The organism is Pseudomonas sp. ADAK2 TE3594 (assembly GCF_053628675.1).
The window spans coordinates 5,728,804-5,753,246 of record NZ_JBRJGV010000001.1 but is presented as its reverse complement, the minus strand read 5'-3'; the positions used below and the strand labels follow the sequence as shown (position 1 = coordinate 5,753,246).

The 24,443-nt window shown below is 59.9% G+C and carries 25 protein-coding genes; 13 read left to right on the top strand and 12 right to left on the bottom strand.

Going from position 1 to position 24,443, the window contains the following annotated elements:
* The first annotated feature begins 31 nt into the window (after positions 1–31).
* Positions 32–1,696: a putative bifunctional diguanylate cyclase/phosphodiesterase gene (locus AB7M22_RS25930; protein WP_008007572.1), complete on the top strand. Its 1,665-nt coding sequence runs from the start codon at positions 32–34 to the stop codon at positions 1,694–1,696.
* 103 nt (positions 1,697–1,799) lie between these two features.
* Here AB7M22_RS25930 and AB7M22_RS25925 read toward each other — a convergent pair whose 3' ends face one another.
* A complete protein-coding gene (locus AB7M22_RS25925) occupies positions 1,800–3,197 on the bottom strand; it encodes a NorM family multidrug efflux MATE transporter (RefSeq protein WP_454188185.1) in 1,398 nt (465 codons plus the stop codon).
* A 157-nt stretch (positions 3,198–3,354) separates the two neighbouring features.
* Here AB7M22_RS25925 and AB7M22_RS25920 point away from each other — a divergent pair, with 157 nt between their 5' ends.
* The 3 genes from AB7M22_RS25920 (at position 3,355) to AB7M22_RS25910 (ending at position 7,903) form a co-directional block, all read left to right on the top strand.
* Positions 3,355–4,275: a LysR substrate-binding domain-containing protein gene (locus tag AB7M22_RS25920; RefSeq protein ID WP_007894759.1), complete on the top strand. Its 921-nt coding sequence runs from the start codon at positions 3,355–3,357 to the stop codon at positions 4,273–4,275.
* Positions 4,276–4,460: 185 nt separating this feature from the next.
* Positions 4,461–6,437 (top strand): methyl-accepting chemotaxis protein, encoded by a 1,977-nt coding sequence (locus AB7M22_RS25915; RefSeq protein WP_454188184.1) that lies wholly within the window; start codon positions 4,461–4,463, stop codon positions 6,435–6,437.
* Between the two features lie 251 nt (positions 6,438–6,688).
* Positions 6,689–7,903 carry an aldose 1-epimerase family protein gene (locus AB7M22_RS25910; protein WP_454188183.1) on the top strand — a complete coding sequence of 405 codons (1,215 nt, stop codon included), beginning with the start codon at positions 6,689–6,691 and terminating at the stop codon, positions 7,901–7,903.
* A gap of 6 nt (positions 7,904–7,909) precedes the next feature.
* Here the strand turns inward: AB7M22_RS25910 and AB7M22_RS25905 are convergent, their stop codons facing one another.
* Both AB7M22_RS25905 and AB7M22_RS25900 read right to left on the bottom strand, forming a co-directional pair.
* A complete protein-coding gene (locus AB7M22_RS25905; protein ID WP_007894770.1) occupies positions 7,910–9,403 on the bottom strand; it encodes a YifB family Mg chelatase-like AAA ATPase in 1,494 nt (497 codons plus the stop codon).
* Positions 9,404–9,581: 178 nt separating this feature from the next.
* Positions 9,582–9,752: a hypothetical protein gene (locus AB7M22_RS25900; protein WP_201061277.1), complete on the bottom strand. Its 171-nt coding sequence runs from the start codon at positions 9,750–9,752 to the stop codon at positions 9,582–9,584.
* A 245-nt stretch (positions 9,753–9,997) separates the two neighbouring features.
* On the opposite strand from AB7M22_RS25900, the gene AB7M22_RS25895 reads away from it, so the two are divergent.
* Both AB7M22_RS25895 and AB7M22_RS25890 read left to right on the top strand, forming a co-directional pair.
* The gene (locus AB7M22_RS25895; RefSeq protein ID WP_007894775.1) at positions 9,998–10,276 is read left to right on the top strand and encodes a type II toxin-antitoxin system RelE/ParE family toxin; all 279 of its coding nucleotides are present in this window, start codon (positions 9,998–10,000) and stop codon (positions 10,274–10,276) included.
* A gap of 8 nt (positions 10,277–10,284) precedes the next feature.
* The gene (locus AB7M22_RS25890; RefSeq protein WP_007894777.1) at positions 10,285–10,590 is read left to right on the top strand and encodes a HigA family addiction module antitoxin; all 306 of its coding nucleotides are present in this window, start codon (positions 10,285–10,287) and stop codon (positions 10,588–10,590) included.
* A 47-nt stretch (positions 10,591–10,637) separates the two neighbouring features.
* On the opposite strand, the gene AB7M22_RS25885 is transcribed toward AB7M22_RS25890, so the two are convergent.
* Together AB7M22_RS25885 and AB7M22_RS25880 are read right to left on the bottom strand one after the other, a co-directional pair.
* Positions 10,638–11,165: a BRO-N domain-containing protein gene (locus AB7M22_RS25885; protein ID WP_454188182.1), complete on the bottom strand. Its 528-nt coding sequence runs from the start codon at positions 11,163–11,165 to the stop codon at positions 10,638–10,640.
* A 476-nt stretch (positions 11,166–11,641) separates the two neighbouring features.
* On the bottom strand, positions 11,642–11,908 hold the full coding sequence (locus AB7M22_RS25880; RefSeq protein WP_007894783.1) for an accessory factor UbiK family protein: 267 nt from the start codon (positions 11,906–11,908) through the stop codon (positions 11,642–11,644).
* Positions 11,909–12,325: 417 nt separating this feature from the next.
* Between AB7M22_RS25880 and glnK the strand changes: the two genes are divergently transcribed.
* The 4 genes from glnK to sutA all read left to right on the top strand — a co-directional run bounded on the left by glnK (position 12,326) and on the right by sutA (position 15,104).
* A complete protein-coding gene (glnK, locus tag AB7M22_RS25875) occupies positions 12,326–12,664 on the top strand; it encodes a P-II family nitrogen regulator (RefSeq protein ID WP_002555808.1) in 339 nt (112 codons plus the stop codon).
* A 35-nt stretch (positions 12,665–12,699) separates the two neighbouring features.
* Complete coding sequence (locus AB7M22_RS25870; RefSeq protein WP_008007557.1) at positions 12,700–14,037, top strand: ammonium transporter; 1,338 nt, start codon at positions 12,700–12,702, stop codon at positions 14,035–14,037.
* A 214-nt stretch (positions 14,038–14,251) separates the two neighbouring features.
* On the top strand, positions 14,252–14,677 hold the full coding sequence (locus tag AB7M22_RS25865; protein ID WP_007894872.1) for a secondary thiamine-phosphate synthase enzyme YjbQ: 426 nt from the start codon (positions 14,252–14,254) through the stop codon (positions 14,675–14,677).
* A 103-nt stretch (positions 14,678–14,780) separates the two neighbouring features.
* Positions 14,781–15,104 (top strand): transcriptional regulator SutA, encoded by a 324-nt coding sequence (gene sutA / locus AB7M22_RS25860; RefSeq protein WP_007894873.1) that lies wholly within the window; start codon positions 14,781–14,783, stop codon positions 15,102–15,104.
* 199 nt (positions 15,105–15,303) lie between these two features.
* On the opposite strand, the gene AB7M22_RS25855 is transcribed toward sutA, so the two are convergent.
* The 6 genes from AB7M22_RS25855 to lptM are packed head-to-tail and all read right to left on the bottom strand — an operon-like array spanning position 15,304 to position 19,920.
* On the bottom strand, positions 15,304–16,008 hold the full coding sequence (locus AB7M22_RS25855; protein WP_454188181.1) for an HAD family hydrolase: 705 nt from the start codon (positions 16,006–16,008) through the stop codon (positions 15,304–15,306).
* Complete coding sequence (xerC, locus tag AB7M22_RS25850; RefSeq protein ID WP_454188180.1) at positions 16,005–16,904, bottom strand: tyrosine recombinase XerC; 900 nt, start codon at positions 16,902–16,904, stop codon at positions 16,005–16,007. The genes AB7M22_RS25855 and xerC overlap by 4 nt, the downstream gene beginning before the upstream one ends.
* A 2-nt stretch (positions 16,905–16,906) precedes the next feature.
* Positions 16,907–17,632, bottom strand: coding sequence for a DUF484 family protein (locus AB7M22_RS25845; RefSeq protein ID WP_007894877.1), 726 nt, complete (start codon positions 17,630–17,632; stop codon positions 16,907–16,909).
* Between the two features lie 13 nt (positions 17,633–17,645).
* On the bottom strand, positions 17,646–18,476 hold the full coding sequence (gene dapF / locus AB7M22_RS25840) for a diaminopimelate epimerase (protein ID WP_007894879.1): 831 nt from the start codon (positions 18,474–18,476) through the stop codon (positions 17,646–17,648).
* A gap of 4 nt (positions 18,477–18,480) precedes the next feature.
* Positions 18,481–19,728 (bottom strand): diaminopimelate decarboxylase, encoded by a 1,248-nt coding sequence (gene lysA / locus AB7M22_RS25835; RefSeq protein WP_454188179.1) that lies wholly within the window; start codon positions 19,726–19,728, stop codon positions 18,481–18,483.
* Positions 19,729–19,737: 9 nt separating this feature from the next.
* Positions 19,738–19,920: an LPS translocon maturation chaperone LptM gene (lptM, locus tag AB7M22_RS25830; RefSeq protein WP_007894883.1), complete on the bottom strand. Its 183-nt coding sequence runs from the start codon at positions 19,918–19,920 to the stop codon at positions 19,738–19,740.
* 328 nt (positions 19,921–20,248) lie between these two features.
* Between lptM and cyaY the strand changes: the two genes are divergently transcribed.
* The 3 genes from cyaY (at position 20,249) to rnk (ending at position 21,503) form a co-directional block, all read left to right on the top strand.
* On the top strand, positions 20,249–20,581 hold the full coding sequence (cyaY, locus tag AB7M22_RS25825) for an iron donor protein CyaY (protein WP_008007543.1): 333 nt from the start codon (positions 20,249–20,251) through the stop codon (positions 20,579–20,581).
* A gap of 4 nt (positions 20,582–20,585) precedes the next feature.
* Positions 20,586–20,804: a DUF1289 domain-containing protein gene (locus AB7M22_RS25820; RefSeq protein WP_081501249.1), complete on the top strand. Its 219-nt coding sequence runs from the start codon at positions 20,586–20,588 to the stop codon at positions 20,802–20,804.
* Between the two features lie 288 nt (positions 20,805–21,092).
* Positions 21,093–21,503 (top strand): nucleoside diphosphate kinase regulator, encoded by a 411-nt coding sequence (rnk, locus tag AB7M22_RS25815; protein ID WP_454188178.1) that lies wholly within the window; start codon positions 21,093–21,095, stop codon positions 21,501–21,503.
* A gap of 7 nt (positions 21,504–21,510) precedes the next feature.
* On the opposite strand, the gene AB7M22_RS25810 is transcribed toward rnk, so the two are convergent.
* Positions 21,511–24,357, bottom strand: a complete 2,847-nt coding sequence (locus AB7M22_RS25810; RefSeq protein WP_454188177.1) for a class I adenylate cyclase — start codon at positions 24,355–24,357, stop codon at positions 21,511–21,513.
* Positions 24,358–24,443: the final 86 nt, after the last annotated feature.

The following is a 24,443-nucleotide window of genomic DNA, read 5'->3' as shown; positions in this document are numbered from 1 at the left end:
CCTACATCTTTGCAGAGTCTAGGGAGCTAGCTTGTCTACGCCTGTCGAACCCTTGCGTTTGCTGCTACTGGCCGAAGAGCCGGTGTGGGCAGCGTTGTTGCGCGAGTGTCTGGCTCCGATGGGGAGTTCGGCTGTGCTGCTCAGCGCGCCGAGCTGGGAGTCGGTCAGCAACCTGTTCGATGACAACCGCAGCGCGGTGTTATTGACGATTCCTGCTCTGCAGCCGGCACCCGGCCGTTGCAACCTGCCGACGGTGTTGCTGCTCGAACACGAGCCGCTGGCGCCGCCCGACGGTGTGAGCGACTGGCTGGTGCGCAATCTGCTGGATCCCGGCATGTTGCGCCGTTGCCTGCGCCATGTGCGTGAACGCGGCGTGCTGGAAAACACTTTGCAGCGCCTGGCCGAGCAGGATCCGTTGACCGGTATCGCCAACCGTCAGGGTTTCCAGACCTTGCTGGCGGCGCGCCTGGCCGACAACGAAGGCCGCGGCCTGGCCCTCGGTCACCTTGATCTCGACAACTTTCGACACGCCAACGACGCCCTCGGCCATCAGGCTGGCGATCGGTTGATCCTGCAAGTGGTCTCGCGGCTGAAAAGCCAACTGGAGGCCAGCGATCAACTGGCGCGGCTGGGCAGCGATGAATTCGCCCTGTTGATCGATACTCGCCGCGCCCCTCAGCGCGCCGAATGGATGGCCGAACGCATTACCGAAGCCCTGTCCGAACCCTATTGGGTCGATGGCGAAAGCCTGTTGATCGGTTCCAGCCTCGGCATCGCTCATGCACGAGCGCAGGCCGGCGCCGACCCATTGATGTGGCACGCGCACATCGCCATGCAGCAAGCCAAGAGTACTCAGGGCTGTACCTTTCACATTTTCAACGAACGGATCAATCGCAATGCCCGCAGCATCGCCGACCTCGAAAGCGAACTGCGCCGGGCCTTGCGCCGCGATGAGCTGGAGTTGCATTACCAGCCTCGCCTGAACCTTGAGGACGGCCAGATCGTCGGCCTCGAAGCGTTGGTGCGCTGGCGTCATGGCGAACGCGGCTTGCTGCCCCCCAGCGAATTCGTGCCGCTGGCCGAGCAAAGCGGTTTGATTGTGCCGCTGGGTTACTGGGTGATTTCCCGGGCCTTGCGGGACATGCAGGCGTTGCGCGAACGAGGTCTGCCTGCGCTGCACATGGCGATCAACCTGTCGTTCCGGCAGTTTCAGGACAGCCAATTACTGTCGACCCTGAGCCGGCTGATTGCCGAGCGTGGCGTCGAGGCGCAATGGCTGGAATTTGAACTGACCGAAACCGCGGTGATGCGTCGTAGCGATCTGGTCAAGCAGACCATGGACGCCCTCGGGCGTTTGGGCGTGCGCTTCTCGCTGGACGATTTCGGCACCGGGTTCTCTTCGTTCGTGCACCTCAACAGCCTGCCGATTGCCTTGTTGAAGGTCGACAAGAGCTTTGTCGGCGGCATGGAAGAGCGGGAAGAAAATCGCAAACTGGTGCACGCGATGATCAACCTGGCACACAACCTCAACCTCGAAGTGGTCGCCGAAGGCGTGGAAACACCAGAGCAGCTGGATTTGTTGCGCGGCTTTGGTTGCGATCAGGTGCAGGGGTATCTGATCAGCAAGCCGTTGCCGTTGGCGGAACTGGTTGAGTATTTGACCTTGGGTTCCAGTCAGCAGGTTGTGCTCGCTTAACGACGTACCGTAGGAGCGAGGCTTGCCCGCGAATGGCATCACGCGGTGTCTCTGATACACCGCGTGATGCCATTCGCGGGCAAGCTTCGCTCCTACAGGGATCTCAATCTGGCTGCGCGACCTGGAAATTCTGCTCTGACGCCGGCTCGCGTCTGATCATCCGCTTCATCTTCCATTCAAACGCCAGCGTCAGGCTCACCGCCGCACACGCCAGCCCCAGCGCCAAACCCCACCAGACCCCCGTTGGCCCCCAGTTCAAATGGAAGGCCATCCACCACGCGGCCGGCGCACCGATCAGCCAATAGCAACCCAAACCCACCAGGAATGTGGTCTTGGCATCCTTGAGCCCGCGGATGCAGCCCATGGCGATGGTTTGTGTGCCATCGAACAGCTCGAACCACGCCGCCACCGCCAACAGGCTCACGGCCAGGTTGATGACTTCGCGGAACGCCGGATCGTTGTGGTCCAGAAACAAGCCGATCAACTGATGCGGCAGCAACCAGAAAACCATGGCAAACCCCAGCATCGACGCGGCGCCGAAGGCGATCCCGACCCGTCCGGCCAGCCGCGCATCGAGCAATTGCCCGGCGCCGTAATGCTGACCGATGCGCATGGTGATCGCGTAGGAAAGCCCCGCCGGAACCATGAACGCCACCGAGACGATTTGCAGGGCGATCTGGTGCGCCGCCAGTTGCGTACTGCCCATGGTGCCCATGCACAGCGCGGCGAAGGCAAACAGGCCGACTTCCACCGCATAGGTGCCGCCTATCGGCAGGCCCAGGCGCCATAATTCCTTCAAGTACTGACGGTTGGGCCGCGACAGCCCCTGGCGTAATGGATACGCGTCGTAAGCCGGATGCCGACGAATATGCAGCGCGAGCGCCAGCGCCATGAGGTTGGCAACGATCGCCGTGACCAGGCCGATGCCCACCAGGCCCATTTTCGGTAGGCCGAACATGCCGGTGATCAACGCATAGTTGAGCAGGAAATTGGCCACAGTGCCGGCGAGGCTGATGACCATTACCGGTGTCGCCCGGCCGATGGCGCTAGTGAAACCGCGCAACGCCATGAAGCTCAGGTAGCCGGGCAGGGCGAATGGCAGAATCAACAGAAACTGGCCGGCAGCCTGGACGTTGGTTTCGGTCTGGCCGAACAGCAACAACACCGGTTTGAGGTTCCACAGCAGCAAACCCGCCACCAGCGCCATCAACCAGGCCAGCCACAATCCGGCCTGGGTCAGCCGCGCCGCGCCGATGATGTCGCCCGCGCCCTGACGGATCGCCACCAGGGTGCCGACGGCGGCGATCACGCCGATGCAGAAGATCGATACGAACGAGTACGTCGCCGCGCCCAGGCCGCCACCGGCCAGCGCTTCGGGGCTCAGGCGCGCCATCATCAAGGTGTCGGTAAGGACCATCAACATGTGCGCCAACTGCGAGGCAATCAACGGCCCCGCCAGCCGCAGGATGGCCCAGAGTTCAATACGCGCTGGATGCTGCATGGTCATCACGCTCGATTGTCAGAGATAACAGGAAGCGTCGATTCTCGGCGCTCTGCGGGGTTTGCACAAAGGGATAAAAAGGATGGGTGGCATGATTAAAACTCATGCTGGGGAGTTTCTGATAAGTTGGTTCCATCGCGCTATAGGAGCCTTCCTGATGTCCCGTCGTCTTCCTCCCTTGTACGCCCTTCGAGCATTCGAAGCGGCGGCGCGGCATAGCTCGTTTACTCGCGCGGCCGAAGAACTGTCGATCACGCAAAGTGCAGTCAGTCGGCACATTCGTACGCTCGAAGAGCATTTCGCCTGTCGGCTGTTTCATCGCAGCGGGCGCAACCTGCAACTGACCGAATCGGCGCGGCTGATCCTGCCCGGCATTCGTGAAGGCTTCACCGCCCTCGAGCGGGCCTGCAATACCTTGCGTGCCGAAGACGACATCCTGCGCATGAAAGCCCCATCGACCCTGACCATGCGCTGGCTGTTGGCGCGGCTCAGCCGTTTTCGACACTTGCGCCCGGGCAACGAGGTGCAATTGACCAGCGCCTGGATGGACATCGATACGGTGGACTTCAACCATGAGCCCTTTGACTGCGCTGTCATCCTCAGCAACGGACATTTTCCACCGGACTGGGAGGCGACTTTCCTGTTCCCCGAAGAGCTGATTCCGGTGGGGGCGCCGAATCTTCTGAAGGATCAGCCGTGGGACGTTGCGCGCCTGGCCAGTACCGAACTGCTGCACCCGACGCCGGACCGCCGTGACTGGCGCAACTGGCTGGAGCGCATGGGCCTGACCGATCAAGTCTCGCTCAAGGGTGGGCAGGTGTTCGACACGCTGGAGCTGGGCATGATCGCCGCTGCCCGGGGTTACGGCGTGTCCATGGGCGATTTGCTGATGGTGGCGGAGGATGTTGCACAGGGACGTCTGAGTTTGCCGTGGCCGACGGCCGTCGCCAGTGGTGAGAATTATTACCTGGTCTGGCCGAAAACCCGCCCCGGCGGCGAACGTTTGCGCCGCCTCAGCGATTTCCTGCAAGGCGAAGTCCGGGCCATGGAATTACCGGATGTCGAACGCTTGGGCTGAATCGATAGAGCCGCCGCAATGGCGGCCTTGAGCCATATCCCCGTTAATTACTCAAGTATTCAGCTTTGCCGCCGAAAATCTGCTGATGGGACCTTCGTTCAGGTTCCATGTTTTCCCCACAATCAGAAATTTTGCCGAGTGTGCGATGGGATCAGATTGATCCGGCCACTGGGTCAGGAGCTGTCATGTCTCAACCTCGTGCTCGGATTGCCTCACAGCTGGGTCTTGCGCTTGCCGTGATACTGGCGATTGTCATCAGCGGCAGTACCGTGTTCGCCCTGCGCTCGCTGGACACCGCCAACCTCGCCACTCGCGAAGAACACCTGGCCAGCGAGGCCCGCTTGCTTGCCGATCAGCTGAGCACCTTTCACGGCACCTTGCGTGAAAGCACCCAGCGCCTGGCCGGCCTGTTCGAGCAGCGATTCAGTACTGGCCTGAGCGTGCATCCGGACGAACCGGTAGCCGTGGCGGGCACTCAGACTCCCGGGCTGCGTTTGGGGAGTGAAGTGCTGAACAACAACTTCAAGATAGTTGACGAGTTCAAGCAGATGACTGCAGGCGTCGCGACCGTGTTCGTTCGCAGCGGTGAAGAATTCATTCGGGTCAGCACGAATGTCACCAAACAAGACGGCAGCCGTGCCATTGGCACTCTGCTCGACCACGCAAACCCGGCTTACGCCCGTTTGATGGCGGGGCAGAGCTACCTGGGTCGAGCTTTGCTTTTTGAACGCTTCTACATGTCGCAGTACACCCCCGTACGTGACAGCAGCGGTAAGGTCATTGCCGTGTTGTACGTAGGATTCGATTACACCGACGCGCAGAACGCACAGTTCGCCAACCTCAAACGCTTCCGTATCGGCCAGACCGGCTCCTTGGCACTGCTGGATGAGCAGAACAAATGGCTGGTGCCGATTGCCGGTGTGCAAGCGCTGGATCAGGCGGTCCCGAGCATCGTCGGTCTGGCCAAGACACCGGGCAAAGGCGACTTCTGGAGCGACAAGTCGCAAGACTTTTACAGTGTTGCCGTGCCGTTCGAAGGCGGGCCGTGGTCGGTGGTGGCGAGCATGCCGAAAACCGAAATCCGCGCGGTGACCTGGAGCGTCGGCATTCAATTGGCGATCGGCAGCCTGCTGGCGATGTTATTGGCGGTCGGTGCGGCGGTCTGGTTGCTGCGCAGCAAGCTGGCGCCACTGGGTGATCTGGTGCATCAAGCCGAAGCCTTGGGCGCTGGGGATTTGAGTGTTCGCCTGAACGTGTCGAGTAATGACGAAATCGGCCAACTTGCCCGCGCCTTCAACCAGATGAGCCAGGCCCTGTCGACCATGGTCGAGCACATCCGCCGAGCGTCGGGAGAGGTCAACAGCCGTGCCCAGGCGTTATCCGGTTTGTCCGGTGGCGCCTATGAAGGGATGGAACAGCAGTCCGGCGAAATCACCAGCATGGCCGGCGCCGTAGAAGAATTCAGCGCCACCTCGCTGAACATCGCCGACAACATGGGCAACACCCAGCGTCTGGCGCAGGAAAACGCACAGCAAACCCAGATCGGTCGTACGTCGATGGACGAAGCGTCCTCGTCCCTGGAGCAAATCGCCGGTGCACTGAACAGCACCGCAACGGTGATCAATACCTTGGGGCAGCGCTCCCAGGAAATCGGCGGCATTGTCGGGGTGATTACCGCGATCGCCGAGCAAACCAATTTGCTGGCGCTCAACGCCGCCATCGAAGCCGCCCGCGCCGGTGAGCAGGGCCGTGGATTTGCGGTGGTCGCTGATGAGGTGCGCAACCTGGCCTCACGTACCCGTCAGGCCACTGACGAAATTTCCGGGATGATTCAAAGCATCCAGCAGGAAACCGGCAACGCCATCAGCACCATGGAGCAGGGCAACGTGTTGATGCAGGAAGGCCTGTCGCGCAACGCCAACGTCGCCTCGGCTCTGGCGCGGATCGATGAGCAAAGCCGCTCGGCTGGTCAGCAATTCGCCGCCATCACCACCGCGACCCAGGAACAAAGCAGCACCGCGACCTTGCTCAGCAGCAATCTGCAAAGCATCGCTTTGGCGAACAGTGAACAGCGCGAAGTAGTGTCCAACCTGGCTGTGACTGCCAAAGAGCTGGAGAAGCTCGCGGCGGACTTGCGGCATGAGGTTGACCGGTTTCGCTGAGTCGCTGCTCAAATCGCCATCGCGAGCAGGCTCGCTCCCACAGTTGATCTCGGTTGTTCACCTTAGATCTAATGTGGGAGCGGGCTTGCTCGCGAAGGGATCGACCCAATTCCCGATTTGTCCCAATCTGCGGATCAATTCCTCTCTAGTCGTCTTCCTTGGCATTTAGCACCAGTGTCTCGATTTTTATGCTTGCTGAAACGTTTCTTCAAGTCTATAAAAATGGCACAACTCCAAGAAAGGCTGCTGCCATGACCCCGCTCAAACTTATCGTTGCCCTCAGCGCACTGTCCGCTGCTTCCCAAGCCATGGCCTGGGACTATGTTTTGCTCGACACCGACAAAGCCGCCCAGAACTGGCAGATCACCAGCCAGCAACTCGGTGTAAAAACCGACAAACCCTTCAGTGTGACCCTGCGTACTTTGCATGGCGGTCGGCAGGAGGGTGTCAGCATCGTCGACATCGATAACGGCACAATGAAACTCTCGGTGGTGCCGACTCGCGGCATGAACGTCCTGCAGGCCTCGGTCGGCGATGTGCGCATGGGCTGGGATTCGCCGGTCAAGGAAGTGGTCAATCCATCCTTCATCGAACTCAACGGCCGCGGAGGCTTGGGCTGGCTGGAAGGTTTCAACGAACTGGTCACCCGCTGCGGCTACGAATGGGTCGGCCACCCCGGCATGGACAATGGTGAACTGCTGACCCTGCACGGTCGCGCCGCCAACATCCCCGCGAACAAAGTCACCTTGCACATCGATGAAAAACCGCCGTACGCCATCACCCTGCGCGGCGAGCTGAAAGAACAGGCGTTCAAGAAAGTCGACTTCTCCGTCGCGACCGAACTGGTCACCGAGCCCGGCAGCGTAGCGTTCGCCCTCAACGACACCCTGACCAATAACGGCGACTATCCGAAGGAATACCAGGCGCTGTATCACAGCAACTTCAGCACCCCATTCCTGGAGCAGGGCGCCCGCTTCGCCGCGCCGGTGAAACAGGTATCGCCGTTCAACGACAAGGCCAAAGGCGACTTGCCGGACTGGCAAACCTACCGCGCACCGACCAAGGACTACGACGAAACGGTTTACAACGTGGTGCCGTATGCCGATGCCAAGGGCGATACGTTGACCGTGTTGCATAACAAGGCCGGCAGCCTGGGTGTCTCGGTCGGCTTCAATACTCAAACACTGCCCGTGTTCTCCCTGTGGAAAAACACCGATACCCAAGGGCAGGGCTATGTCACGGGGCTGGAGCCGGGGACGAGTTTTTCCTACAACCGTCGGTATCAGCGGCCACTGAACCTGGTGCCGACGATTGGGCCGAAGGAACAGAAGCAGTTCGGGATCAGCTACAGCTTGTTGGCGGACAAGGCGGCTGTGGATAAAGCGTTGAAGCGGGTGAGCGAGATTCAGGGTGGGCGGGAGACTGAGGTGCGGCAGACGCCGTTGGTTGATCTCACCAAGGGGTGACGCCGGCTAGAGTGTTGTTGGCCGATATTGCAGCGCTTCGGCCAAATGTTCACGGCTGATGCCATCGACTTGCTCAAGGTCTGCCAAGGTGCGAGCAACCTTGAGCAGTCGATGGGCCGCTCGAAGGGACAAGGTCAGCCGTTCACACGCTGTTTCCAGCCAGGTTTCGTCGACTGTGGATAACTTGCAGTGTCTGCGCAGGCCCGGTAAATCGAGGAATGCATTGGCGCAGCCCTGGCGCTTTTGTTGCCGTTCTCGTGCATCGGCCACCAACTCGGCGGCGGTGGCAGTGTCATCACCGGGTTTTAATGCAGGATTCAACGCCGTGGCTTCTCGAGCAACCGTCAGGTGCAGATCGATGCGGTCAAGCAGTGGCCCCGACAGTTTGTTGCGGTAACGCTGGACCATGTCCGGTGTACAACTGCATTTACCACTGGGCTCGCCAAGATATCCACAGGGGCACGGGTTCATTGCGGCCACTAATTGAAAGCGGGCCGGAAACCTCACTCGATCCTTGGCGCGGGAAATCACGATGTGGCCGGACTCCAATGGTTCTCTCAATACCTCCAATACCTTGCGATCAAATTCCGGGAGTTCATCGAGGAACAGCACGCCATGATGGGCGAGGGTGATTTCGCCGGGTTGCGGTTTCGAGCCGCCGCCCACCAGCGCGGGGCCTGAAGCGGAGTGGTGTGGCTGTCGGAAGGGACGCTGTGGCCAATGACTCAGCGGCACACAACTGGCGACCGATTGAATCGCCGCAACTTCCAGCGCTTCACTCTCGGCCAGTGGCGGTAACAGTCCCGGCAGACGACTCGCCAACAATGTTTTCCCCGTCCCCGGCGGACCGCTGAACAAAAGGTTATGAGCACCCGCCGCCGCAATCAGCAAGGCTCGCTTGGCTGCAAGTTGCCCCTGAACTTCGTTCAAGTCTGGATAGGGTTTGCTGGCGTAGAGCAAACCGTTGGAAGCGTAGGGGGCGATGGGCGTGTGGCCATTGAAATGCGCGACCGCTTCCAGCAAATGATCCACCGCAATCACCTTCAACCCCGAAGCCAGGCAGGCCTCCTCGGCATTCGCTCGCGGGACTACCAGCGTGCGCCCGGCCTTGCGCGCCGCCAGCGCAGCGGGTAACACACCCCGAACCGCCCGCACCGCGCCCGACAGTGCCAACTCCCCCAAGCATTCCACATCATCCAGCGTCAACGTCGGCACTTGCACGCTGGCCGAGAGAATCCCCAGGGCAATCGCCAGATCGAATCGCCCGCCGTCCTTTGGCAGATCGGCGGGAGCGAGATTCAAGGTGATGCGCCGTGCCGGAAATTGCAGGCCGGAATTGATGATCGCGCTGCGCACCCGGTCCTTGCTTTCCTTCACCGCCGCCTCGGGCAGCCCGACCATGGTCAGCGACGGCAAGCCGTTGGCCAGGTGCACTTCTACGGTGACGGCGGGTGCTTCTACGCCGACCTGGGCGCGACTGTGGACGATGGAGAGGGACATGGTCGTTCCTTGAGCTGACGAGGACCGCTTCCTGCGGTTTTTTGAAGGGTAGTTGGCGGAGGAAGTTCTGGTGGGGTGGTTTAGGCGACAAACTTTCACTGGATGTTGCAAGTACGAAGCAGGCCAATCGTGAGGCACAAAAAAACCGCCACTCGGGCGGTTTCTTTGGGGAGCCTGGTCAGGCTCGTGCACCTGCAAGCAAGCCATCAGGTTCAAGTTCTTTGCCATACGTTGCTGCCACTTTAAAAAAGCGATGTTGGCTGGCAGAAACGTTTCCGGCTAAACGGAGCGCCTCGGCATGATACTCAGCGATCATTAACGGCTTCGCTTTTTGCTTTTTGCGTTTCATAGACACCTCGCGTGCCTGGATGAGTGTTCGAGTCAATCAGCTTAAGAGATGTGCTTACTTGTGAGGCAATGGGAATTGGAGGTTTTTTTTGTAGGACTCAGCTTGGTTTTCAGACCTTCTGAAGGGCGCAGGTAGTCCTTTTCCTAGATTTTTGAAAGGGGAGGCCAAAAGTCAAAATAGCACGTTTGCATTTGTGAATTCAGGTTATACACTCAAGATTAATGCATAACGTTAAGCTTTAAATTATGATCGTTAGCTTTAAGTGTTCTGAGACCGAGTACCTGTTTCGCAGCGGAAGAACCCGTGTGTGGTCAGCCATTTTGAATGTCGCGGAACGAAAGCTGACGATGCTTGATGCCGCAGCTGTGTTGATAGATCTCCGATCACCGCCGGGCAATCGTCTGGAAGCGCTCGAGGGTAGTCGCAAAGGGCAGCACAGCATCCGTATCAACGCCCAATGGCGAATTTGCTTTATCTGGGGTCCTAACGGACCGGAGAATGTCGAAATCGTTGATTATCACTGAGGTGAGTAATGACTAAGAATGGTATGCGCCCGGTTCACCCAGGCGAGATCCTCAAAGAGGAATACCTGGAGCCTTTGAACCTTACGGCTGCAGCCTTGGCCAGAGCGTTGAATGTGTCGACACCTACGGTGAACGACATTGTGCTCCAGCGTCGTGGGGTCAGTGCTGATATGGCTCTCAGGCTTTCTATCTGCCTGGACACCACTCCTGAGTTTTGGCTGAATCTGCAATCGACTTACGATTTGCGCAAGGCTGAGATTGAACGGGGTGCCGCGATCCGGGATCAAGTTGAACGTCTTCCACATTGCGCCTGATCCTCAGACTTGAACGAACCCCACGTTAAAGCGTGGGGTTTTTTTGTTCAGAATGTTTGAAGTATTCGCGAAGCGCGCTTCCACCACGGAGCATTGACTGCACGTCGTGGTTGCTCTCCATCAGGCAGCACGTATGGAACATCCTGCAACCGAATCCACGGCTGGTTATTCCAGTGCAGCAAACTCAATGACATTTCCGGCCAATTCAGCAGGCTCAGGATCGGGCGTTCGGTTGAGGAGGGTTGTTGGGCGTCTCTGAGGGCTGGCACCACGTCGTGGGTCAGCCATTCGCGCAGGCCTCGGTATTCGGGGCAGTAGTGGTAGATCAGTAACGCGTAGACGCCGGATTCGCTGATGAGCAGTGTGTTTTCGACGGTGCCGTGGATGAGCATATGCAGATTCTGGTGTTGGTCGGGATCGAGTTTGCGTAGCGCTCGTTCGTCGAGGAAGAGGCGGAGCAATCGGCCGAGGTCGCGGGCGCTGAACCAGGGTTGGTTTTCCAGGAGGAGGGCGTGGAGGTGAAGTTTGTGGCGGGTGAAGATGTGGGGGGGCAGGTAAGTGTCATCGCTATTCATTGATACAGCTCCTTTTGCTAAAGGGGCTGCCGTCAACCGTCGCCAAACGATTGGGTGGCAGCTGTACGCGGGTTGGCGAACCGGAGCAAAAGGAACCCGGCAGACCCGAAGATCTCCCACGCACAGCCGCCATGACTCGATATGGCGGAAATAAACCCGCCATCGGATGGTCGTTGTGCGCCTTAAGCTTCCGGGTCGCCAAACCCAGTGCTGAACATTCAGCAGAAGGTGAGCTTAAGAGCCGGGGCCTTACGACGCAATCGGACGGCGGTGGTGTTCTTTGTAGGACGTTGCCGGGATGTTTGCGGGGCTTAAGATCAAAAGATCGCAGCCTTCGGCAATTCCTACAGAACACATTGAATGATCGTTCCCACGCTCTGCGTGGGAATGCATCCCGTGACGCTCTGCGTCACATCTGGAGCGGAACGCGGAGCGTCCCTGGCGGCATTCCCACGCAGAGCGTGGGAACGATCAGCTTACTCGGCGTCAGCAGGTGGATTGAGCTTCGCTTCCAGCTCCGCCACTTTCGCCTCAAGGCTCTCCAGCCGTGCGCGGGTGCGTGCCAGTACGACCATCTGGCTGTCGAACTCTTCCCGGCTAACCAGATCCAGCTTGCTGAAGCCGCTCTGCAACAAAGCCTTGAACTGGCTTTCGATTTCGCTTTTTGGCAGTGGGGTGTCGCCGCTGAAGAGGCGGGAGGCGGTGCCGCTCAGGGCGTCGAGGAAGTCTTTGGGCGCGAGCATGGGAAATGTCCTGTCAACAATGGCGGGCAGTGTATCACGCAGTGTCTATAGTCAATCTCGGCAGCAGCGATGCACGCTTTTCGCGCAGTCGAGTGGGCAGCCGCGCACTGTTGTTGTGCGTAACGGTTGCGTCAATCGGGCGATAGGCTTTACGGCAGCGGCCAAGGCATTGAAATCAATGGGTTTTGGATAGATGGCAAGCTTTCTGCTTAGTCGCTGATGACCCATGCACTGATGCAGTCGCTGTGACGAATGCAGTGCGCCAAGCGGAACGGGGGAAGTTTCGTGCGGAGTGGTTAGCTGGCGTCGGACGGGCAGGTAAGGCCGAACGATGCGTTACAAAGCCAGGCACTGCGCTTAGACTTGAGTCGGGTTTGTTTTCCTGGGGCAAGTCCACCAATTCGGGAGAGAGTTTTCATGAAGCTAGTCACTGCCATCATCAAGCCGTTCAAACTGGACGACGTGCGCGAGTCGCTGTCCGAGATCGGCGTGCAGGGCATTACCGTTACTGAGGTCAAAGGCTTCGGTCGGCAGAAGGGTCACACCGAGCTGTATCGCGGCGCGGAGTACGTGGTCGATTTTCTGCCCAAGGTGAAGATCGATGTCGCCATTGACGACAAGGATCTGGACCGGGTTATCGAGGCGATAACCAAGGCCGCCAACACCGGCAAGATCGGTGACGGCAAGATCTTCGTGGTCAATCTGGAACAGGCGATTCGCATCCGTACCGGCGAAACCGATACCGACGCAATCTAAGCCGCCACAAACCCAACGCCCCAGGAGAAAACAATATGACTCTGCGTAAATTCGCAGGGCTAGGAGCCCTGTTGTCCCTCGTAATGCCCGGCCTGGCCATGGCGGCAGACGAAGTGGCGGCCCCAGTCCTCAATTCCGGCGATACCGCCTGGATGATGACCTCGACAGCCCTTGTGCTGTTCATGACCATTCCCGGCCTCGCGCTGTTCTACGGCGGCATGGTTCGTTCGAAAAACATTCTTTCCGTGATGATGCAGTGTTTCGCCATTACCGGTCTGATCAGCATTCTGTGGGTCATTTATGGCTACAGCATTGCGTTCGACACCACCGGCATGGAGCAGGGCGTCGTCAACTTCAACTCGTTCTTTGGCGGCATGGGCAAGGCGTTCCTCGCCGGTGTCACGCCTTCGAGCCTGACCGGTCCTGCGGCGCTGTTCCCCGAGGCGGTCTTCATCACCTTCCAGATGACTTTCGCCATCATCACCCCGGCGTTGATCGTCGGTGCGTTCGCCGAGCGGATGAAGTTCTCCGCCATGCTGATCTTCATGGGCATCTGGTTCACCCTGGTTTATGCACCGATCGCGCACATGGTCTGGTCCGGTAACGGCGGCCTGATGTGGGATTGGGGCGTGCTCGACTTCGCCGGCGGCACCGTGGTGCACATCAACGCCGGTGTGGCCGGTCTGATTGCCTGCCTGGTGTTGGGCAAGCGTAAAGGTTTCCCGACCACCCCGATGGCTCCGCACAACCTCGGCTACACCCTGATGGGTGCTGCAATGCTGTGGTTCGGCTGGTTCGGCTTCAACGCCGGTTCCGCTGCCGCCGCCAACGGCACTGCCGGCATGGCGATGCTGGTCACCCAGATCGCCACCGCTGCTGCGGCGCTGGGCTGGATGTTTGCCGAGTGGATCACCCACGGCAAACCAAGCGCACTGGGTATCGCTTCGGGTGTGGTGGCCGGTCTGGTTGCAATCACGCCGGCGGCAGGCACCGTGGGCCCGATGGGCGCTCTGGTGATCGGTCTGGCGGCGGGCGTGGTGTGCTTCTTCTGCGCCACCACCCTGAAACGCAAACTCGGTTATGACGATTCCCTGGATGCCTTCGGCGTGCATGGTATCGGCGGTATCCTCGGCGCAATCCTGACTGGCGTGTTCGCGGCACCCTCGCTGGGCGGTTTCGGCACCGTTACCGACATCGCTGCTCAAGTCTGGATTCAATGCAAAGGCGTGGGCTTCACGGTGATCTACACCGCGATCGTCACCTTTATCATCCTCAAGGTCCTGGACGCTGTCATGGGGCTGCGTATCACCGAGGAAGAAGAAGCTGTCGGCATCGATCTGGCGCTTCACAACGAACGCGGCTACAACTTGTAAGCACGCGCATGAAAAATTTGCCCGGCTTGCCGGGCATTTTTTTGTCTGGAATTTGTCAGTGGAGGAAGGGCTGAAAGGTTTTTTCTCACACGTTCAGTCGCGTTTACGACGGGCGATTTTCTACGGCCAATGGCTTACACGATTGAAGGAATATTAGGGCCTTTGTTTTTTTCCAGAGCGCGCTAGAATGCGCCCCGAACGTGCGGAGAACTGTATGTGGCAACAGACTCTGATTACCCTGCGGGCACGGCCCCGGGGCTTTCATCTGGTAACGGACGAATTACTCGCCGGCTTGCCTGAACTCAAGGCGTGTCGGGTCGGTCTGTTGCATTTGTGGCTACAGCATACCTCGGCGTCGTTGACCATCAACGAGAACGCCGATCCGGCGGTACGTCGCGACTTCGAACGATTTTTCAATCGTCTGATCCCACAAGGAACAGACGGCTATGAGCATAACGACGAAGGCCTGGACGACCTCCCGGCGCACTTCAAGGCCAGCGTACTTGGCTGTCAGCTCAGTTTGCCGATCTCGGCAGGCCGACTGGCGTTGGGGACCTGGCAAGGTGTTTATCTGGGCGAGCACCGTGATCATGGCGGTGCCCGTAAAGTCCTCGCCACCGTGCACGGTGAAGGGGAATAAAACCGCTGGTTACCAGCGGTGGTTGATTTTTTTCCGGCAGCCGTCGACAGACGGCAAAGCTGGGCTATAACTAATCTGCTTTTCGCAAGTCATGAGGTAGAACATGAGCGACGATGATCTGGAAAACGACGACCTCGAAGTAGGCGACGAAGACGAAACCGAAGAAGGCCTTGAAGCGGCGGCAGAAGACGTCGCTGAAGATGACGGCGGTGATACGCCCGTTCCGACTGCCAAAGGCAAGGTCAAGGCTGCGGTATCGGTCGATGAGCTGCCGAGCGTCGAAGCCAAGAACAAGGAACGCGATGCCCTGGCCAAGGCCATGGAAGAGTTTCTGGCACGGGGCGGCAAGGTGCAGGAAGTGGAGGCCAATGTGGTCGCCGATCCTCCCAAGAAGCCTGATAACAAGTACGGCAGCCGGCCTATCTAAGCGCCTGCTTCTTGCTTGCTGAAAAAGCCCGCCGTCGCTGCGGGCTTTTTCATGGGCGGAGCAAAAGTCTTGGGCAGGGCGCGATCCAATGTGGGAGCGAGCCTGCTCGCGATGAAGCCGTCACATTCAATATTGATGTTGGCTGACAGACCGCTATCGCGAGCAGGCTCGCTCCCACAGGGGTATGTGTGTACTCAGGTCAGTGTTGGGTATTCCACCGCGCCAACAACCCCGGCAACTCGGTCAAACTACGAATCTCGGCATCCGGTGCCGTCTGTGCTTCCCACACCTTGCCCGCCGGGTTAAACCAGATCGCCCGCAAGCCCGCCTGCTGGGCGCCGGCAATGTCGTCCCCCGGATGGTCGCCAATATGCACCGCTGTTTCGGCGGTGGCGCCGCCACGCTGCAGCGCTTCATGAAACAGTCGCGCATCCGGCTTGGCGATGCCGATGTCTTCGGCGCACAGGGCAAACTTGAAGTAATCCGCCAGCCCCAATCGACGCACATCGGCATTGCCGTTGGTAACCACGCCTAAGGCGTAATGCTTGGCCAGCGTCTCCAGCGTCGGCTCGACTTCAGGAAACACTTCGATCTGATGCCGCGCATGCAGAAACACTTCAAAACCCTGATCGGCCAGGTCGGATGCTTCGGTATGTCCATAACCGGCTTCTTCCAGCGCATGGAACAACACCCGCCGACGCAAGGCACTGATGCGGTGCTTGAGGCTCGGTTCGTGGCTCAGCACTCGCTCGCGAATCGACCACAGGTGTTCCACCGGTACCGCGCCCAGGTTCGGTGCATGCTCGGTCAGCCATTCCCGCAAAACGACTTCGGCGCTGGCGATCACCGGGGCGGTGTCCCACAGGGTGTCGTCGAGGTCGAAGGTGATCAATTGGATGGTCATGAATCATCGCCTTTAATGCGTTTGGCCCGTGGATGGGCGCTGTCGTAGACCGTCGCCAGGTGCTGGAAGTCCAGGTGGGTGTAGATCTGGGTGGTCTTGATGTCCGAGTGGCCGAGCAGTTCCTGCACCGCCCGCAAGTCCTGAGAGGACTCCAGCAAATGGCTGGCGAAGGAGTGTCGCAACATGTGCGGGTGCAGGTTCTGCCCCAGTTCGCGCTCGCCGGCAGCCTTGATCCGTACCTGAATCGCTCGCGGACCGAGGCGCCGGCCTTGCTGGCTGACAAACACTGCGTCGTCCGCCGGGTTGGTCATTGTCCGCAAAGGCAACCATAGCTCCAGCGCTTCGCGAGCCTTTTTGCCCACTGGCAACAGTCGAGTCTTGCTGCCCTTGCCGAGCACCTGGACCATGCCGTCAGCCAGATCCAGCTGATCAAGATTGAGCCCGGTCAGTTCCGAAAGCCGCAAGCCGGAGGAATAGAACAGTTCCAGAATCGCCTGATCCCGACGCGCCAGAAAATCGTCCTCTACCGCGCCCTCGAGCAGTTGCAGTGCGCGGTCGGTGTCGAGGGTTTTCGGCAGGCGGCGTTCGCCCTTGGGCGGTGCCAGGCCATTGGCGGGGTCGTGATCGCACAGACCTTCGCGGTTTAGATAGTGATAGAGCCCGCGCACCGCCGAGAGCAGGCGCGCCAGGCTACGGGACGATTGACCTTGGGCATGCAGGCGAGCGATCAGGCTGCGCAGGCGCTGGATGTCCAGCGCAGCCCAACTGCTGATGTTCTGTTTGACGCACCAGCCCAGCACTTTGTCGAGGTCGCGGCGGTAGGCGTACAGCGTGTGAGGCGACACCTGCCGCTCACTGCGCAGGTGTTCGCAGTAAGCGTCCAGTTGTCGTTCCATGGTCAGCGTACCGAGCGCAAGGAGCTGTTGACCCGTGGCAGCACGCGGCCCATGACTTCGGCGATGTAACTCAAAAACAGCGTGCCCACCGAGCTCTTGTAGTGCTGCGGATCGCGGCTGGCGATGGCCAGGACACCGTGGATGCCTTGGTGACTGATGGCGACAACAGCGGTGGAGCCGATCTGCTTGCGCTGTTCTTCGCCGAACAGGAAGTCCAGTTCATGCTCACGCAGGCTGCCGCTGACGCTTTTGTCTTCCGAGAGCAAACCGCCGATGGCCGTTTGCGCGTCGGCATGGGTCACCCAGCGGCCTACCGGCATAGGGTTGTCACCCAGCAGAATCAGGCTGACGAAGGGCACCTGGAAGTCCTGGCGCAGACTGTCTTCGACGCTGATCACCACATCTTCCAGGCTGGTGGCGTCCATCAGCGCGAGAATCAGGCGGCGTGTCTTGTCGAAGAGTCGATCGTTGTCCCGGGCCACGTCCATCAAGTGCGAGAGGCGATGACGCAACTCGATATTGCGGTCGCGCAGAATCGTCATCTGGCGTTCGACCAGCGAAATGGTGTCGCCGCGCTGGTGCGGAATGCGCAGCGCCGGGAGCAGTTCTTCGTGCTCGATGAAGAAATCCGGATGAGCCTCCAGGTACGCGGCAATCGCCGCCGCCTCAAGGCTTTCGGAAGGGGATTCGTCGGGCTGTAGGGCGGGAACCTGGGGTTTGTCGGTCATGGATTTCGCTCACTCAAAGACGCACTTGTCCTTCGTATACGCGCACTGCCGGGCCGGTCATCATGACCGGTTGGCCTGGGCCTGCCCATTCAATGGACAGACGCCCGCCGGGCAGGTCGATCAATAGCGGCGAATCCATCCACCCCTGGCTGATCGCGGCCACTGCAGCAGCACAGGCGCCGGTTCCGCACGCCTGGGTTTCCCCGGCCCCGCGTTCCCAGACGCGCAACTGCGCACGGCTCCGGTCGATTACCTGGAGAAAACCGACATTGACCCGTGCCGGGAAGCGCGGGTGATGTTCGATTTTCGGTCCCAGTTCATGCACCGGTGCGTTGTTGATGTCGCTGACCCGCAACACGGCATGGGGGTTGCCCATGGACACCGCGGCCAGTTCGACCGTGGTGCCGTCGACGTCGACTTGATAGCTCAGGGCCTGGTTCGGGGCTTGGAACGGAATCTCGGCCGGCACCAGGCGCGGGGCGCCCATGTTGACGCTGATCTGGCCATCGTTGCGGATGTCCAGTTCGATGATGCCGCTTTTGGTCTCGACGCGAATCAGCCGCTTGGCGGTCAGGCGCTTGTCGAGCACGAAGCGGGCGAAGCAGCGCGCACCGTTGCCGCACTGTTCCACTTCGGAGCCGTCGGCGTTGAATATCCGATAGCGGAAATCCACATCCGGGTTGCTGGGCGCCTCAACGATCAGCAACTGGTCGAAACCGATCCCCGTGTGCCGATCGCCCCAAAGCTTTGCGTGTTTTGGCAGGATGTGCGCGTGCTGGCTGACCAGGTCGAGAACCATGAAGTCATTGCCCAGGCCGTGCATCTTGGTAAAACGCAGCAGCATGGTTTTACTCCGGCAGCAGGCTTTCGCCAGCAAACAACTCGGCTACCGTCTCACGGCGACGCACTTCAAATGCCTGATCACCGTCCACCAGCACTTCAGCGGCACGGCCGCGGGTGTTGTAGTTGGAACTCATGACAAACCCATAGGCACCGGCCGAATGCACGGCCAACAGATCGCCTTCTTCCAGGGCCAGTTGACGATCCTTGGCCAGGAAGTCGCCGGTTTCGCAGATCGGGCCGACGATGTCGTAGGCGCGAGCGGCGCTGTTGCGCGGGCGCACGGCGGTGACGTCCATCCAGGCTTGATACAGCGCCGGGCGGATCAGGTCGTTCATGGCCGCGTCGACGATGGCGAAGTCTTTGTGTTCGGTGTGCTTGAGGTACTCGACCTGGGTCAGCAGCACGCCGGCGTTGGCGACGATAAAACGGCCCGGCTCGAACACCAGCGCCAGGTCACGACCATCGAGACGCTCGCGCACGGCTTTGATGTAGTCGGCAGCCAATGGCGGCTCTTCATCGCGATAACGCACGCCCAAACCACCACCGAGATCGATGTGGCGCAGGTAGATGCCGCAATCGCCGAGGCGGTCGACCAGGCCCAACAGGCGGTCGAGGGCATCGACGAAAGGCGGCAGGGTGGTCAGTTGTGAGCCGATGTGACAATCGACGCCGACCACTTCCAGGTTAGGCAGTTGTGCGGCGCGGATGTACACGTCTTCGGCGTCGGCGATGGCGATGCCGAACTTGTTCTCTTTAAGACCAGTGGAAATGTACGGGTGGGTGCCAGCGTCGACATCCGGGTTCACGCGCAGCGAGATCGGCGCGCGAACGCCCAGCTCGGCGGCGACCACTTGCAGACGTTCCAGCTCATCGGTGGACTCGACGTTGAAGCAGTGCACGCCGACTTCCAGCGCACGACGCATGTCGTCACGGGTCTTGCCGACACCGGAGAACACGATCTTGTCGGCGCTGCCACCAGCGGCCAGTACGCGTTCCAGCTCGCCACGGGAAACGATGTCGAAACCGGCGCCCAAACGCGCCAGGACATTCAGTACACCCAGGTTGGAGTTGGCCTTGACCGCAAAGCAGACCAGGTGCGGCATGCCGGCCAGCGCATCGGCGTAAGCCAGGTACTGGGCTTCGATGTGGGCACGGGAGTAGACGTAGGTCGGTGTACCAAAGCGCTCGGCGATGGCGGACAGGGCAACACCTTCCGCGAACAGCTCACCGTCACGGTAGTTAAAAGCGTCCATGGCGTTCCCTTATTGGTAGACGTCGTGCTTGTGTGCTTTCGACGGAGTCTGCTGCGACGATTTGGCTTGCTCTGCAGGGTCTTGATTTTCATCGGGCAGGTACAGCGGGCCTTTTTGACCACAGGCCGATAATAAGCTGACAAAAGCGACGAGCGAAGCGAGCGCAGCAAGGGAAGAGATCAGGCGCTTCATGGCGAAATCCTTGAAAATGCGTTAATTGCGCCGGAGTATACCGGCCACCCGGCAGCTTGCCTATGCGACGGGGCTCCCGTCCGGCGGGGCTTGGCCGGATGTTGTCCGGCGAGGTGCAATCCCTGTGGGAGCGGGCTTGCCCGCGAAGGCGTTGGTTCAGTCAACAAACATGTTGGATGTGCTGGCCCCTTCGCGAGCAAGCCCGCTCCCACAGGTACAGCGCTACCATATCGATATCGGTGCTTGATCGTTATCCTTTGCAATCACCGGGGCTCGCCCGTATCTTGCGGCGCTTGAGCGTGAGTAGACACTTTTTGAGGTTCCCGCAATGAGTTTGACCGAAGCCCGTTTCCACGACCTGGTCGATGCAACCCAGCAGACGCTGGAGGATATTTTCGACGAGAGTGGCCTGGATATCGATCTGGAGAGCTCGGCCGGTGTGCTCACCGTCAAGTTCGAAAGCGGCAGCCAATTGATCTTCAGTCGTCAGGAGCCGCTGCGTCAGCTGTGGCTGGCGGCCGTGTCGGGTGGCTTCCATTTTGATTATGACGAAGAGAGCAAACGCTGGATGTGCGACAAGAGCGACGAGCAACTGGGCGAAATGCTCGAACGCATCGTCAAGCAGCAAGCCGACGTCGAACTCGATTTCGAAGGTCTGTGAGATCGTGACCCAGCCCGCCCCCGTTCGTCCGCCCAAACCGCTTTACAGCAATGTCAGCCCGGCGGTGCCTTCGCCGTGCAGCGGTGTGTGTCGGCTGGATGAGCAGAAGGTCTGCCTGGGGTGTTTTCGCCATGTCGAAGACATTCGCGAATGGCGTTCGGCCGACGATGAGCGGCGGCGAGTGATTTGTGCGCAGGCTGTTCAGCGAAAATCTGCGGTCTGATCACTCTATTGGGTAACGGCGCTTTTTTGTGGCGAGGGGGCTTGCCCCCGTTGGGTCGCGAAGCGGCCCCAAAAAGCTCACGACTGCTACGCAGCCGAACGGGGGCAAGCCCCCTCGCCACAGGGTTTCCCGATAAGCCGGAAGGGGCGGTGTTGGGCCTCACTTGTATATTTATTGAGCTGTGATAGTGTCCAGATACGCCTCAACCCATCGAGGCTCGTGAAAACCCCGCCTTTTTCTGGCGGGGTTTTGCTTTTTTCGTGCAGAAGAAAGGAGTCTGCCCTGATCATGACCGCACCTTCCATCACCCTTACCCGTCTGGACGTACAACGTCTGGAGCGCCTGATCGACAGCCTGGATGACACGCTGCCGGGCGTTATCGCGTTGCAAACCGAACTGGATCGCGCCGATACCCTGGTCGGTCACGAGGAAGTGCCCGCCGATGTCGTGACCATGAATTCCCGTGTGCATTGCCGTGAAGAAAGCAGCGGCAAGGACTATCACCTGACCCTGGTTTACCCCAAGGATGCCAACGCCGACGAAGGCCGGATTTCCATTCTGGCGCCGGTGGGCAGTGCTTTGCTGGGCCTGAAAGTCGGCCAGCACATCGACTGGCCGGCTCCGGGTGGCAAGACCCTCAAACTGACCCTGCTGGAAGTCGAGTCGCAGCCTGCCAATGGCGGCGCTTTCCCGGAATGATATCCCTTCAGACCTGCTCGAGCGCTTCGTTCAAGGCGCGCTCCAGGTCGGCCTTGTAGCGCAGATACAGATGGCTTGAACCCTGACCATCACCGAGCAGGCCCGACAGGTCCAGGTCGGTGATGTAGCAGCGATAGCGTTCAGTCTCGCGGCGCTGCTCGACGATTTCCCGGGCGACTACGCTGAACAGTTCGTCGCCATGTTCCAGCTCTGAAAATTCCCGCTGATTGCAATACAGAGTGACCTGCACCTGCCCTGGTGCGGCTTTGCCGACGATCGCCTGCACGTCATAGAACGGTTTGTTGACCGGCGTTTGTGGTGCTGGCCGGGCTTCGACCCGACGCGCTCGTGAGCTACCTGAAGGCAACAACTGGTAATACAACGTGTCCAGACTCAGTGGCTGGGCGGCGTCCATCGGCAGCAAGGCATCGCGCCGGTACTGGATCGATTGCAGGAAGCGTTGCAGCGGCACCAACAGGCTTTGTTCGTCGTGATAAGGCAAACGCTGCTGCCACAAGGCATTGAATTCATCCAGTACATACACATCGGCCTGGTGTTCGTTGATCCGGTAGAACACCTGAACGCAGTCGGGTTGCCCCATGGGCAGGATCAGCGCCAGGTCGTTGTCTTCCAATGCCATCGGGTCCAGATGAAACGGGCTGTAGCTCGCCAGTTCTTCGCCGAGGTAGTCGAACAGCGCCGGCAGAGTGGCGAGGGCGACGTGATTGACTTGGCCCGGCACCAGCTCCAGCACGTGGTAGTGCTGCTGGACCTGAATCAGGTAACGATGATTGAGTTTGCTCAGCAGCAGGTTCTGCGCGGTGTCGAGGATTTCTTCGACCCGTCGGGCAATGAATTGTGCGCGGTTGTGACAGAAGCAACGCACCCGCAGCTTGGGCTGTTGAGGCCCGTCCGGCAGGTTGTTGAGGTAATCGCGCAGGCAGTCGAGCAGGGCGTGGGGGCCGTCAAAGCGGCTGACCAGCACCTCGTTCCAGCTATTGAGCGTGACCTGATCCAGGGTCAGCACCAGGTTTTCCCGCACGCCGGCGTAGCTCAGCGAGTCGGTGCGCTCGGTGGTCATCAGGATGTTCAGGTCGCGATGGTGCTTGAGCGGGTCGATGCCGACGTTCACCAGAATCAACACTTCGCTCGGCACACTGGCGCGCAGCAAAGGCTCTTCGGCGACAGTGGTCAGGGGCAGGGCGATGCTCTGTTGCAGGCTGCCGAGCAGGTTGAACAGTTCGAATTCGCTCAGGTCGCTGGTGCCGGGGTGCAGGGCCAGGCGTGTGCTGCTGTCGATCACGCCGTTGCGGTGGCACCAGGTGAGCAGTTCCAGCAGCTGGCGGCTGCGCTTGATTGGCGCGAAATGCTCCCACTCGTGGGCGGTCAGGCTGCCGTTGTACAACCCCCATTGGGTTTGCCCCGGTTCTTTCTTGTTGGGTGCCTGCACCAGCGTCAAGGTGTCTTCGGCCAGATCGGGCGCGATGCCCGGGTTGATGAATTCGACCTTGTCGGCCTTGCGCTCGAAGGCTGCGTACAACCGCCGGCCCAGCACATTGAGGTCGCGCTTGTTAATCAGGCCGACGGTCTGTTCGTTGCGGGCAAACTGCGTCAGGAAGCGGTAGCTGTAATTCAGCTCGCCAACCAGGGCTCGGCGTTCGGCGCTGACCTGGCGGACTTTCCACTGACTACGGCTGTCGAGCAATGCGAGCTGACGCTGATCCCAATGCCATTCGTTGGCCAGGCGTTCGAGCAATGAACGCTGCCAGCTCTGGGTGCGACCGCTGCTGCCGGTGAGCTTGCGGTTGACCTTCAAGTACAGCGCGCGGCGTACCAGCTCCAGGCGTTCCGGTTCGCCCCGGGCTGTGAGGTACTCCTCGATGCGCCGGTAAACCACGACGTATGGATCCAGTTCGTCGAGGTCCAGTCGATTGGCAAACACCGCCTGCTTGAAACGCAGGCTCAGGCACTGGACCTTGGGGTGTTCGCTGGCGTAGACCTCGGTCAGCAGCAGTTTGAGCACTGATTTGTACGGTGACTCGATGCCCTTGAACAATTGCCAGAGCCCGGCACCGATGAACTCCCCGGGCGGGATATACGACAGATGCCCCAGGTCCAGAGTCTCGTCGGCACGGATGAAGCGTTTGGATAACAGCGTATGGGTATAACGGTCGTACGCGGACTCTTCATAAACCGGCACCAGCCACCAGATGGGTGTACGGCCGGCCAGCCAGATCGCGGTGCGGTAGAACTCGTCCAGCAGCAGGTAGTGCTGGGTGGTGCCGCAGTCTTCCGAACTCAGTTGGGTATCGCGCTCGCCGAGCACGAAGCGAGCAGGGTCGATCAGGAAGAAATGTGCCTCGGCACCCTGGCTGGCGGCCCATACCTCAAGCAACTGGCATTTCTTGCGCAGTTCTGTGAGTTCGCTTTCGCTCAAGTCCGGGCCGTGACAGACCCAGACGTCCATATCGCTCTGATCGGCCTGGGCCAAGGTGCCGAGGCTGCCCATCAGGAACAGGCCGTGAATCGGTCGCGGAGGATTGCTGCCGTGGCGCGGCCTGTAGGAAAACGAGCGGGTCAGGCGCTGGGCTTCAGCGAGGGTGTTGGCATCAGGTTCGAAATTCGACAGCCCGGCCGGGGTGCTACCCGAAACGTAACCCGGCAACAGCGGATGATTGACATGGAAAAACAGCGGCAGCAGGGTCAGTACCGTTTGCTGGCGGGTCGACAACCCTTCCATGGCACGGGCCATGCGGCCTTCGTTGAGTTTCAGAAAACGGGCGCGCAGCTGGCTGAGAACCTTGCGGTCGATTCCCTCGTCCAGATCGGGGCGGATTTCATGGGTGCGGGTCATGTCAGCTCAATCCGGCTCGCGGGGCTCGGACGTGGGAGGGCTCAGGGTGAGGGGCAGTTTAGCGCCTCGGCCCCGGGACTTTTCAG